Below are 11,665 nucleotides of genomic sequence, written 5' to 3' on the forward strand. Positions count from 1 at the left end.
CGAACGCAGGCAAACGCGCAGCCGCCGCGGCTGCCCGATTGGCGTACGCTTCACCCTGACACGGAACGAAGGCTTGAGTATCGGAATGGGATATCATGGGGTGTTATGGGCGTCAACGGGAACAGTCTTCAAAACGCGCCTGCCACGACTGGGGAGAGCAGCTTTGACGGCACTCCGGTCTTTATCCTCCATTAAGCCTAACGAAGCGTTTAGGGCCGTGTGGTCCAACCGGAGGCGGCTTGCTGCGGATCGCTGCCGCGCTTAGCCTCGGCATCTTCTTTTCCGGTCAGCAACGAGGTTTGAAACCATGTCCGAAACAGCCAAGTCGCGCGCCGCGGCACTTCCCCATCTGCGTCGCGGCAGGCTTGCCAAGGGCGACCCGATCCCCTTGCCCCTGACCATGGCCGCCATTTTCCACGCGCCGGGTGACGCCACCGGATTCGATCAATATGGCCGCTTCAGCAATCCGACCTGGGATGCGGTCGAGCACATGCTGGCGCATCTGGAAGACGCCCCATGCGTCGCCTTTCCCTCGGGGATGGCTGCCATCTCGGCGGTATTTTTCGGCCTGCTCAAAGCCGGCGACCGTATCCTGCTGCCCTCCGACGGTTACCATACGACACGAGCGCTGGCAGAGCGCTTCCTGAAATCCTTCGGCGTCGCTTATGATGTCCGGCCGACATCGAGCTTCCTCGACGGCGGCTTCGACGGATATCGGCTTGCCTTCGTCGAAACGCCCGCCAACCCGGGACTGGATATATGTGACATCGCAGCCGTCGCCGAGGCCGTGCATAGAGCAGGTGCGGTGCTTGTGGTCGACAACACGACGATGACACCTTTCGGCCAGCGCCCGCTCGATCTCGGCGCCGATATCGTCATTGCTGCCGACACCAAGGCGCCAAATGGCCATTCCGATGTGCTGTTCGGCCATGTCGCCAGCCGCGACGCGGACATCATCTCGAGGGTGACCGACTGGCGCGAGACGTCAGGCGCCATCCCCGGGCCGTTCGAGGCATGGCTGGTGCATCGCGGCCTCGAAACGCTGGACGTGCGCTTCGACCGCATGTGCACCTCCGCCGAAATGATAGCGCGACGGCTGAAAAACCATCGCGCGATCAGCGGCTTGCGCTTTCCGGGACTGGAGAGCGATCCATCGCACAATCTTGCCTGCGCCCAGATGGAGCGCTTCGGATTTCTCATCTCGTTCGTGCTCGCCTCGGAGGACAAGGCCGAGGATTTCATCAACAACTGCGACTTGATGCAGGCAGCGACATCGTTCGGCGGCGTACACACCTCGGCCGAACGGCGATCAAAAAGGGGAGACGCCGTTCCGCCCGGCTTCGTTCGCCTGTCGGTCGGCTGCGAGCCGGTGGAAGAGCTTTGGCAGGCGATCGAGGCGTCGCTAGACGCAATCGGTGGCTGAATCGGCAATCACGAATTCAGATCGCCGGCGTCGATCTTGCGCCGGCCGTGCAGCACGCGAACGATTTCGATCGCCTCTTCCCTGACATGGTACAAAGTGAGGTATTCGCCGACGATCAGGTGACGGATGCCCGGCGCGATGTCTTCGCGCGGTGCACCTGAGAAGGGATAAGTGGCCACTTGCTGCCAGCGGGCTTCGATCCGATCGAGCAACCGATCCGCTGCAGCCTCGCTGTCTTGCGCAACGTAAAGCCAGATCGCGATCAAATCCTCTTCTGCATGTGCAGTTCGGATGATGGGCAGCAAATTCATGCCGCGCTGTCGGGTTTCAATCGTCTCCGCGCTTCGGCCTTTATTTCGTCGATCGACGCAAACCGCCCCGGCCCGCTGTCGATCCCCTCCTGCACCAGTCTGCGCAACTCCTCGACGGTGTAGCCGAGCAGGTCGCGCCGATCCTTCCATTGCCGCAGCGCGTCGCGGATCACTTCGCTCGCCGAGGCATATTCGCCGGCGGCCACCACGTCGTCGACCGCCGCGGCCAGTTCCGGCGACAGCGTGATGCTGCGTTTATCGACCTGTCCCATGAGGCTCTCCTGATAGTCTTGTCCAAATGGTACGATTTAATCGCACCATTTTCAAGGAAATGCCGCGCTCGATTCGGGTCGAAAAGTGAATCAATGGCTGCGCCCGAAGGCGCAGCCTACTGATTTCAAAGATTTTTCTTCGATATGGGAAACTGCCAGCTGGCCTGTAAGCCGGGTTCTGTATGGCCCTCGCCCCTTGCGGGGCGAGAACGTGGCGGCCATTCATCTTGGGCGCATGTTGCCATGCGCCTCACGCAACCTACCCGGACGGTGAGCCGGAAACAGCCCTCGAGGGTTTCCCCTCGCACCGCCCCTATTCGGTCTTGCTCCCGGTGGGGTTTACCGTGCCGCTCCTGTTGCCAGTCGCGCGGTGGGCTCTTACCCCACCCTTTCACCCTTGCCACGATTGGATCGTGGCGGTTTGCTTTCTGTGGCACTTTCCCTGGGGTCGCCCCCGCCGGCCATTAACCGGCACCGTGTCTCCATGGAGCCCGGACTTTCCTCACCCGCAGCCTTTCGGCTTCGCGGGTGCGGCCGCCCGGCCAGCTGGCAAGGCGTATAAAGGGGTTCAGGCCCGAAAAAGCAAGTTATCCCTTGTCAGGCGGGCGCTCCAAGTGCTGCCAGTTGCACCTTGACCTTGCCGCAATAGGCTGCGGACACCGGGTTCATCCGTGTGGCGCCGTGGCCGGCATTGTATTTCAGGATCGTGCCACAGGTCGTGCCGCCGCCGAGATCCTGCGCCATGGCAAGGTACTTCATGCCGTATTTGATGTTGGTATCGGGATCGTAGAGACCCTGAACCGAACCGCTATAGCCCATCATTCTTGCCGTCGCCGGCTTGATCTGCATCAGGCCGATCTCGCCGGCGCTGCCGACCTGGTTCGGCTGGTAGTTGCTCTCGATCTTGATGACGGCGTTGGCGAGCGATATCGGCACGCCATAGCTGGCGGCGTAACGCGCAATGATCGCCGAGTACTGTCCGTTGCCGCCGACAACCGCCGCCTGGGGCACTGGCCTGCTCTTCGGAGCGACTGACGCCGTTACCATGTGGTCGATGCGTTTGCGGTTACGCTTCACATGCTGTTTGGCGATTGTCTTTCTGGCAGCGGTTGGCTTTCTGGCGGAGGCTGGCTTTTTCGACTTTACCACGGCCGCTTTTTCCACTTTTGCGGTGGCGGTCTTCTCTACTTTTGCACCACCTTTCGGCACGGCGGTTTTGCCGGCTGCAGCACTGAAGCCTTGATCGGCCCGCTGGCTCAGCGGTGCGCTGTTCGCCGCACTGAAGGCAAAAGTCATTACGCCGGCAGCAATGGCTGCCGTTAAAACGGTCAATTTCTGCATGTGATCCTGTTCTGTTTGATCTGCACAAAGAACTTCGCGCAGATACCCTCAATCAACATCGGAACATCTGGGGGATAGAGGTCCGACAATCTGTACGGATCGCCTTTGACGACGGAATTGGCGCCAAAGAAGGCGACGCAAGTCACTTTGGGTAACAGATTGTAACTTTGAAGCTTGGGAAAGACTATTTGAGAGAGGCTATCCTTGCGGAAGCGAGCAGCCTTTCCAGCGTGCGGATCGTCGATCCGTCAGCCATGCCATCGACCAGGCGCTGCCGGAAATGCCGCTGAAATGCCTCGACCACGATTTCGGTCTGCCGGTCGAAAGCGCCGGTGATCTCGACGCCATAACCATAGAGCGCCAGCATCGACTGCAGCGCCTCGACCTCGGCTCCGGTATCGCCTGGCTTCAGCACGGCGCCACGCCGGATCGGCGCTGCCGGCACAACATGGCCGACACCGGCGGCAAACAAGGCCTTCCATGGAAATTTCTCGCCCGGATCGACCTTGCGCCCCGGTGCCACGTCGGAATGCGCGAGCACCCGCTGCGCCGGAATGGAATGGCGCTCGACGATGCCCGCGCAGAGGCCGATCACCGCGTCGATCTGCGGTTTTGGAAAGTTGCGATAGCCGAGCGTATGCCCCGGATTGACGATCTCGATGCCGATCGAACAGGAGTTGATGTCGCTCTGTCCGAACCACGAACTCTTACCGGCATGCCAGGCGCGGTCGCTTTCCCTTACCATCTGAACAATGCGGCCGTCCTCATGGACCATGTAGTGCGACGAGACCTCGCTTGCCGGATCGCACAACCATGCCTCGGCACCGGCGCCGGTCGCCATGCCGGTGTAGTGCAGCACGATCATATCTGGTCCGAGCGTTCCGCGTCGTGGCCCGACATTCGGCGATACCCTGACCTCGGCGCTCGGCTCGTCGGGCGGAAAGCCGCTCATGCGTGCCGCAGGCCTCGCTCGATCATTTCATAGGCCGCGTTGATCGCCGCCAGCCTGGTCGTCGCGATCTTGATGAATTCCTGCGGCAGGCCGCGTGCGATCAGCCGGTCCGGATGATTGTCGGAGACCAGCTTGCGGTAGCGCCTGCGGACCTCCTCGAACGGCTTCCCACGCTCGATGCCGAGCACGACGTAAGGATCGGCGGCACCCAGATCGACATGCCGGGCCAGGATGCTCTGGTAATGCGCCTCATCGATGCGGAAGATCTCGGCGATGCGATGCAGGAACTGGCCCTCGCGCTCATGCACTAGCCCGTCGGCCTTGGCGATGTGGAACAGCCCGTCGAGTATGTCCTCGAGCATCAGGCAATTCGAATGACCCGAACCGCAAAGCTGCGCCATCCGCTCGGCATAGGTCTCGAAACCGGCGATGTCGCGTTTGGCCAAATCGTAGAGCCGCGCCACATTGCGCCTCTGTTCCTTCGGCACCTCGAATATTTCCTGGAAGGCGCGCACCTCGTCTTGCGTGACGATGCCGTCTGCCTTGGCCATCTTGGCCGACAGGGCGATCATCGCCACCGAGAAGGCGACGCGCCGGCGCAGATCGGCGTCGCCGGAGAAAACCGTGCGCACGGCCTCGACCACTTCGGCGACGCCTGACGACGCTGAAGATGAAACGCGTGTGACGAAGTCGCCGAGGCGGTCCCAAATCGACATGAGGGCTTCATAGGGCCAACCGCCCATCGCTATCAAGCCAAGACAGTGCCGCAGGGGCTGGCCCAATCGATTTGGCGCAATGCCTGAGGCGGCTGCCGCTAGTGCTTACGCATGGAAATCGGCCGATGGAAGCCGCTGCGAGCAAACCCGCGTCGTCGCACTCGGCCGCGAGGCGCGGATATCGCAAGCAGCAGAAAGGCCGGCGTGTGAGCCGGCCTTCCTTGGCTGTCACATTGACTACTGCGACTACTGCGCCGGGGCAGCCGGCGCAGGCGCCGGAGCCGGAGCCGGCTCGGCAGGCTTGTTGGCGTCAGGAGCAGCCGGCTTCATCGTCTGGTCGGATGCCGGCGGGTTGGTGCTCTGCGTCGTGGTGTTGTCGGTGCCACTGTTGCTGCAGGCGGCAAGGCCAAGCAACGCAAGCGCCGACACCGACGCAAGAATGAGTTTCTTCATGATATCTCTCCTCTAATCACGCCTCCGTTACCGGCGGCGGTCGAGGACACAATGCGTAAGCCGCGCATGAGTTTCGTAACGTTGCATTTCTGCCTGTAACATATTCCAATCACTTGACGATTGCCGGTCAGGGCCTCGCGAGCTAACAGATCGAACAGGGAAAATCCCGGGAGCCGCTGCCATGACCGCAAAATGGGATTTCTGGATCGACCGCGGCGGTACCTTCACCGACGTCATCGGCCATGACCCGGAAGGCGGGCTGCATCCCAGGAAACTCCTTTCGGAAAATCCCGAAGCCTATGCCGATGCTGCCATCCAGGGCATTCGCGAGCTGCTCGGCGTCCAGCCCGGCGCTCCAATCCCCTCCGCTCTGATCGGCGATGTCAAAATGGGCACCACGGTTGCCACCAATGCGCTTCTCGAGCGCAAGGGCGACCGTGTGCTGCTGCTCATCACCAAAGGGTTCCGCGATGCGCTGAGGATTGCCTATCAGGCCAGGCCCGATATCTTTGCCAAGCAGATCATCCTTCCCGAACAGCTCTATGAGCGTGTCGTCGAAATCGACGAAAGGGTTCGCGCCGACGGCAGTGTCGAGCACCTGCTCGACATTGCTTCCGTACGCCCGGCTATTGAGCAAGCCAAGGCGGACGGCATCGATGCGGTCGCGATCGTCTTCATGCATGCCTGGAAACATCCCGAGCACGAAAAGGCGGTCGCCAAAGTCTGTCGAAAGCTCGGATTTTCGCAGGTCTCGGTCAGTCACGAGGTCTCGCCGCTGATCAAGCTAGTCGGCCGCGGCGACACCACGGTGGTCGACGCCTATCTGTCGCCGATCCTGGCAAGGTATGTGCAGAAGGTGGCGGCGGAACTGGGTGCCGCGCCAATCTCCCCTCTCGAGGGGGAGATGGCTGCGCAGCTGCCAGAGGGGGGCGCTGTCCCGCCAACATCTCAGTCTGTCACGCCCCCCTCTGCCCTGCCGGGCATCTCCCCCACAAGGGGCGAGATTGGCCAATCCCCTCGCCTCATGTTCATGATGTCGTCGGGCGGCCTCACCGCTGCCGACATGTTCCAGGGCAAGGATGCGCTGTTGTCCGGCCCGGCCGGCGGTGTCGTCGGCATGGTCGAGACGGCAAAACTCGCCGGTTTCGGCAAGGTCATCGGCTTCGACATGGGCGGCACCTCCACCGATGTCGCCCATTACGATGGCGACTACGAGCGCGCCTTCGACACCGAGGTCGCCGGGGTGCGCATCCGCGCGCCGATGATGCGCATCCACACCGTCGCCGCCGGCGGTGGCTCGATCCTGCACTATGAGGCCGGCCGCTTCCGCGCCGGGCCGGATTCGGCCGGCGCCAATCCCGGCCCGGCCGCCTATAGGCGCGGCGGCCCGCTGGCCGTCACCGATGCCAATGTCATGCTGGGCAAGCTGCAGCCCGAGTTCTTCCCGGCCATTTTTGGGCCGGGCCAGGACGAACCGCTCGACGTGCAGACGGTTCGCGAAAAATTCACCGCACTTGCCGCCGAGATCGGCGACGGCCGCCCGCCGGAAACCGTCGCCGAAGGGTTCATCACCATCGCCGTCGAAAACATGGCCAATGCCATCAAGAAGATTTCGGTGCAGCGCGGCTACGACGTCACCGAATACCTCCTGAACTGTTTCGGCGGCGCCGGCGGCCAGCACGCTTGCCTGGTCGCCGATGCGCTCGGCGTGGAGGCGGTGCTGATCCATCCGTTCTCCGGCCTGCTGTCGGCATACGGCATAGGACTATCCTCGGTGTTTGCGTCACGCCAGCAGGCGCTGCTGAAGCCGCTGGCGGACAATTCCGGGCCAGCAATCGATGAACTCATCGCAACGCTGCGCAAAGCCGTCATCGACGAACTCGCCGCGCAAGGCATCAGCGAAGACGCGGTCGCCTCGAGACCGGTGCTGCAGATCCGCTACGACGGCACCGATACCGCACTGCCTGTGAACTTTGGGCACGGCTCGATCGCGCAGGCCAAGGCGGACTTCGAACTGGCGCACAAGGCGCAGTTCGGTTTCGTCTACGAAGACAAGCCGATGATCGTCGAATCGGTCGGCGTCGAAGGTACCGATACCGGCGGCACCGGCCGCGACGAAAGCGATTCAGTTGTTGAAGACGTGGCCGCAAGTCCTTCCGGGACCCGGAAAATCTTTGTCGACGGCGTCTGGCGCGACGCCGGCATTTTCCCTCGCGAAACGCTGAAGCCCGGTAACAAGATCGCCGGCCCCGCTTTGATCATCGAGCCTAACCAGACCATTGTCGTCGAGCCGGGCTGGCAGGCCGAGATCACCGCCAAGGAGCACGTATTGATGCGGCGCGTCGAGAAGAAGTACCGGCACGCCGCACTCGGCACCGAAGCCGATCCGGTGATGCTGGAGGTCTTCAACAACCTGTTCATGTCGATCGCCGAACAGATGGGCGTAACGCTGCAAAACACCGCCTATTCCGTCAACATCAAGGAACGGCTCGATTTCTCCTGCGCCGTTTTCGACCGGAACGGCGCGCTGGTCGCCAACGCGCCGCATATGCCGGTGCATCTCGGCTCCATGGACCGCTCGGTGGAGACCATCATCCGGCTCAATTCCGGCGACATTCACCCAGGCGATGTCTTTGCGCTGAACGCGCCTTACAATGGCGGCACGCATCTGCCTGATATCACAGTCGTGACGCCTGTCTTTTCCCTCCCCCTCGAGGGGAGGGTGGCCGCGGAGCGGCCGGGTGGGGTCCTCTCAGAAGGCACCGCAAGAACGTCGAGCACTGCCGCAGCGACCCCCTCCGCCGCCTTCGGCGGCACCTCCCCCTCAAGGGGGGAGGAAATCCTCTTTTACGTCGCCTCGCGTGGCCACCATGCCGACATCGGCGGCACCGCGCCCGGCTCGATGACGCCGCTTGCCACAACCGTCGACGAAGAAGGCGTGCTGTTCGATAATTTCCGCATCGTCGATCGCGGCCGGTTCCGCGAGAAGGACCTCGAGACGCTGCTCACCGACCATCCCTATCCGGCGCGCAATCCGCACCAGAACATCGCCGACCTCAAGGCGCAGATCGCCGCGAACGAAAAGGGCGTCGCCGAGCTGCGCAAGATGGTCGCGCATTTCGGCCTCGATGTGGTCGAAGCCTATATGGGTCACGTCCAGGACAATGCCGCCGAAAGCGTGCGCCGTGTGCTGGAGCGGCTGCCCGACAGTTCCGAATACGAATATCCGACCGACACCGGCCAAAAGATCAAGGTGAAGATGACTATCGACCGGGAGAAGCGCGAAGCGACCGTCGACTTCACCGGCACGTCGCCGGTGATGAAGAACAATTTCAATGCGCCGGAGCCAGTCGCCCGAGCCGCTGTGCTTTATGCCTTCCGCGTCATGGTCGAAGACAACATCCCGATGAATGCCGGATGTCTGCGGCCGATCAATATCATCATTCCCGACGGCTCGATGCTCAAGCCCGCCTATCCCGCGGCGGTTGTCGCCGGCAATGTCGAGACCTCGCAGCACGTCACCAACGCGCTGTTCGGGGCGATGAGGGCGATGGCCAACGCGCAAGGCACGATGAACAACCTCACCTTCGGCAACAAGCAGTACCAATATTACGAGACGATCTGCTCGGGCTCGCCGGCCGGCCGGATGAACGACGGCCGCGGCTTTGCCGGCACCTCCGGCGTCCACACCCATATGACCAATTCGCGCCTGACCGATCCCGAAGTGCTGGAACTGCGTTTCCCGGTACTGCTCGAGGATTTCCATATCCGCGAGGGCTCCGGCGGCAAAGGCAAATGGAATGCCGGCGACGGCACCAAGCGCACCGTCCGCTTCCTCGAAAAGATGGAATGCGCGATCCTGTCCTCGCATCGCAACCGCCCGCCGCAAGGCCTCGGCGGCGGCGGCGACGGCGAGGCCGGCTCGACTAAGGTCCGCCGCAAGGATGGCCGCGTCGAAATCCTGAAGGCCTGCGACCAGACGGTGCTCGACGCCGGCGAGGCGGTCATCGTGACGACGCCGACCCCTGGCGGATTTGGCCAGACATAGGAACCTGTCACCGGCCTGTCATGACCCTGCGCTACCCGCTTGCGGCAAAGCAAACGGGGAATCGCCTTGCCATGACGGACATTTCTGGGGAACTGGTTTTTCGCCGCGGCAAGGAGGTCGGCAAGGCCGTCTACCAGAACCGCCCGCTGTCGAAGGCTGGCATCTCCGAACGCTTGTTCGCCTTCCTGTTCTCCGGCCTCGTCTATCCGCAGATCTGGGAAGACCCCGAAATCGACATGGACGCGATGCAACTCGGCAAGGGCCACCGCATCGTCACCATTGCCTCCGGCGGCTGCAACATCCTCGCCTATCTCACCTGCTCGCCGGAAAGGATCGATGCCGTCGACCTCAACGCCGCCCATATCGCGCTGAACCGCATGAAGCTCGAAGCCGTGCGTCACCTGCCGTCGCAGGGCGACCTTTTCCGTTTCTTCGGCGCGGCAGAGACCGGGCACAATTCGCAGGCCTACGACCGCTTCATCGCGCCGCATCTCGATCCGGTCAGCCGTCATTATTGGGAGCGGCGCAACTGGCGCGGCCGTCGCCGCATCGCCGTCTTCGACCGCAATTTCTACCAGACCGGCCTGCTTGGTCTGTTCATCGCCATGGGCCACCGCACCGCAAAGCTCTTCGGCGTCGACCCGGCCGGCATCATGGACGCCAAGAGCATCGCCGATCAACGCCGTTTCTTCGATGAGGAGCTGGCGCCGGTCTTCGAAAAGCCGCTGCTGAAATGGGCAACTTCGCGAAAAGCTTCGCTGTTCGGCCTCGGCATTCCGCCGGCCCAGTACGATTCGCTGATCACCTCGGGCGACGGCACCATGGCCAGCGTGCTGAAGGCCCGGCTGGAAAAGCTCGCCTGCGATTTTCCGCTGAAGACCAACTATTTTGCCTGGCAGGCCTTTGCCCGCCGCTATCCCAACCCGGGCGAGGCCGCCCTGCCCGCCTATCTCGAAAAGCGCAACTACGAGACGATCCGCAACAATGTCGATCGCGTCGCCATCCACCACGCCAATCTGATCGAGTTCCTTGCCGGCAAGGATGCCGGTTCGGTCGACCGCTTCGTGCTGCTCGACGCACAGGACTGGATGACCGACGACCAGCTCAACGGGTTGTGGGCCGAGATCACCCGAACCGCCTCCACCGGCGCCCGCGTCATCTTCCGCACCGCAGCGGAACCCAGCCTGCTGCCCGGCCGCGTCTCGAATTCGCTGCTCGACCAGTGGCGCTACGAGAACGACGCCTCGCGCGAGTTTTCGGCGCGCGACCGCTCGGCCATCTATGGCGGCTTCCACCTCTATGTGAAGCGGGCCGCATGAGCACGACCGACTTGCCGGCCAGCCATGCCGAGCTGATGGACGGCGTCTATCGCTGGCAGCGTCATGTCTACGACCTGACCCGCAAATACTATCTGCTCGGCCGCGACCGGCTTATCGACGGACTGGATGTGCCGGCCGGCGGGACCGTGCTCGAGCTCGGCTGCGGCACCGGCCGCAACATCATCCTCGCCGCCCGCCGCTATCCCGGCGCGCGCTTCTTCGGCCTCGATATTTCGGCCGAGATGCTGGAGACGGCCACCGCCGCCCTTGCCCGCGAAAGCCTCTCCGGCCGCGTTACGCTGGCGCGCGGCGACGCCACCGATTTCGACGCGAAGGCGCTGTTCGGCGTCGAAAGTTTCGACCGGATATTCGTCTCGTATTCGCTGTCGATGATCCCCGGCTGGGAGAAGACAGTGTCCGCCGCACTTGCTGCCCTGTCACCGGGCGGCTCGCTGCATGTCGTCGATTTTGGCCAGCAGGAAGCCCTGCCCGGCTGGTTCCGCACGCTGTTGCGCAGCTGGCTGAAAAAATTCCATGTCGAGCCACCTCAATCGCTGCGCGCGGTTCTGGATTCGGAATCTGCAAGAGTTGGCGCAAGCTTCCGTTTCCAAACGCTTTATCGCGGCTATGCCTGGCTGGCCGTGATCAAAATCGCCTCCTAGTTCCCTTCACATCGTCATCCTGGGGCGGAGCAAGGAGCGCAGCGACGCGGCGCAGACCCCGGGATCCATATGTGGACGGCCCCCTGCTTGCAAGGTGTGGCTCAGGTCTGATCGGATCGCTTGCATCCATATGTCCGGCCTGTTGATGCGGTTTTGACCGCTGGCCAA

General features: G+C 62.7%; 10 protein-coding genes and 1 other RNA gene. 4 read left to right on the forward strand and 7 right to left on the reverse strand.

The annotated features are described in order from the left end of the window. The first annotated feature begins 307 nt into the window (after positions 1-307). Positions 308-1,423, forward strand: a complete 1,116-nt coding sequence (locus AC0L2X_RS11390) for a cystathionine gamma-lyase (RefSeq protein WP_352709678.1) — start codon at positions 308-310, stop codon at positions 1,421-1,423. A gap of 8 nt (positions 1,424-1,431) precedes the next feature. On the opposite strand, the gene AC0L2X_RS11395 is transcribed toward AC0L2X_RS11390, so the two are convergent. The 7 genes from AC0L2X_RS11395 to AC0L2X_RS11425 all read right to left on the reverse strand — a co-directional run bounded on the left by AC0L2X_RS11395 (position 1,432) and on the right by AC0L2X_RS11425 (position 5,468). Continuing rightward, positions 1,432-1,734 (reverse strand): type II toxin-antitoxin system RelE/ParE family toxin, encoded by a 303-nt coding sequence (locus tag AC0L2X_RS11395; RefSeq protein ID WP_352492708.1) that lies wholly within the window; start codon positions 1,732-1,734, stop codon positions 1,432-1,434. Continuing rightward, on the reverse strand, positions 1,731-2,006 hold the full coding sequence (locus AC0L2X_RS11400; protein WP_352492709.1) for a type II toxin-antitoxin system ParD family antitoxin: 276 nt from the start codon (positions 2,004-2,006) through the stop codon (positions 1,731-1,733). The genes AC0L2X_RS11395 and AC0L2X_RS11400 overlap by 4 nt, the downstream gene beginning before the upstream one ends. Positions 2,007-2,157: 151 nt before the next feature. Further along, positions 2,158-2,556: RNase P RNA component class A (gene rnpB / locus AC0L2X_RS11405), an RNA gene on the reverse strand. Between the two features lie 47 nt (positions 2,557-2,603). Further along, on the reverse strand, positions 2,604-3,347 hold the full coding sequence (locus AC0L2X_RS11410) for a lytic transglycosylase domain-containing protein (protein WP_352492710.1): 744 nt from the start codon (positions 3,345-3,347) through the stop codon (positions 2,604-2,606). A 184-nt stretch (positions 3,348-3,531) separates the two neighbouring features. Further along, positions 3,532-4,299, reverse strand: a complete 768-nt coding sequence (locus AC0L2X_RS11415; RefSeq protein WP_473557233.1) for an N-acetylmuramoyl-L-alanine amidase — start codon at positions 4,297-4,299, stop codon at positions 3,532-3,534. Continuing rightward, positions 4,296-5,015, reverse strand: coding sequence for a DnaJ family molecular chaperone (locus AC0L2X_RS11420; RefSeq protein WP_352453144.1), 720 nt, complete (start codon positions 5,013-5,015; stop codon positions 4,296-4,298). Before AC0L2X_RS11420 ends, AC0L2X_RS11415 begins: the two co-directional genes overlap by 4 nt. Positions 5,016-5,261: 246 nt before the next feature. Beyond that, entirely contained in the window at positions 5,262-5,468 is a 207-nt protein-coding gene (locus tag AC0L2X_RS11425; protein WP_023676780.1) for a hypothetical protein, read from the reverse strand. Positions 5,469-5,649: 181 nt separating this feature from the next. Between AC0L2X_RS11425 and AC0L2X_RS11430 the strand changes: the two genes are divergently transcribed. From AC0L2X_RS11430 to AC0L2X_RS11440, 3 genes are read left to right on the forward strand one after another with little or no spacing between them, the layout of a single operon-like run. Beyond that, positions 5,650-9,516, forward strand: coding sequence for a hydantoinase B/oxoprolinase family protein (locus tag AC0L2X_RS11430; protein WP_473557230.1), 3,867 nt, complete (start codon positions 5,650-5,652; stop codon positions 9,514-9,516). A 20-nt stretch (positions 9,517-9,536) separates the two neighbouring features. Beyond that, positions 9,537-10,835: a BtaA family protein gene (locus AC0L2X_RS11435; protein ID WP_473557228.1), complete on the forward strand. Its 1,299-nt coding sequence runs from the start codon at positions 9,537-9,539 to the stop codon at positions 10,833-10,835. Continuing rightward, the gene (locus tag AC0L2X_RS11440) at positions 10,832-11,497 is read left to right on the forward strand and encodes a class I SAM-dependent methyltransferase (RefSeq protein ID WP_473557226.1); all 666 of its coding nucleotides are present in this window, start codon (positions 10,832-10,834) and stop codon (positions 11,495-11,497) included. The genes AC0L2X_RS11435 and AC0L2X_RS11440 overlap by 4 nt, the downstream gene beginning before the upstream one ends. Positions 11,498-11,665 lie beyond the last annotated feature (168 nt).

This window comes from Mesorhizobium sp. WSM4828 (assembly GCF_055811175.1).

What these genes read in the sequence shown, in the direction of transcription:
- AC0L2X_RS11390 (WP_352709678.1), top strand. Translation starts at nt 308, where the DNA reads ATGTCCGAAACAGCCAAGTCGCGCGCCGCGGCACTTCCCCATCTGCGT.
- AC0L2X_RS11395 (WP_352492708.1), bottom strand. Translation starts at nt 1,734, where the DNA reads ATGAATTTGCTGCCCATCATCCGAACTGCACATGCAGAAGAGGATTTG.
- AC0L2X_RS11400 (WP_352492709.1), bottom strand. Translation starts at nt 2,006, where the DNA reads ATGGGACAGGTCGATAAACGCAGCATCACGCTGTCGCCGGAACTGGCC.
- AC0L2X_RS11410 (WP_352492710.1), bottom strand. Translation starts at nt 3,347, where the DNA reads ATGCAGAAATTGACCGTTTTAACGGCAGCCATTGCTGCCGGCGTAATG.
- AC0L2X_RS11415 (WP_473557233.1), bottom strand. Translation starts at nt 4,299, where the DNA reads ATGAGCGGCTTTCCGCCCGACGAGCCGAGCGCCGAGGTCAGGGTATCG.
- AC0L2X_RS11420 (WP_352453144.1), bottom strand. Translation starts at nt 5,015, where the DNA reads ATGTCGATTTGGGACCGCCTCGGCGACTTCGTCACACGCGTTTCATCT.
- AC0L2X_RS11425 (WP_023676780.1), bottom strand. Translation starts at nt 5,468, where the DNA reads ATGAAGAAACTCATTCTTGCGTCGGTGTCGGCGCTTGCGTTGCTTGGC.
- AC0L2X_RS11430 (WP_473557230.1), top strand. Translation starts at nt 5,650, where the DNA reads ATGACCGCAAAATGGGATTTCTGGATCGACCGCGGCGGTACCTTCACC.
- AC0L2X_RS11435 (WP_473557228.1), top strand. Translation starts at nt 9,537, where the DNA reads ATGACCCTGCGCTACCCGCTTGCGGCAAAGCAAACGGGGAATCGCCTT.
- AC0L2X_RS11440 (WP_473557226.1), top strand. Translation starts at nt 10,832, where the DNA reads ATGAGCACGACCGACTTGCCGGCCAGCCATGCCGAGCTGATGGACGGC.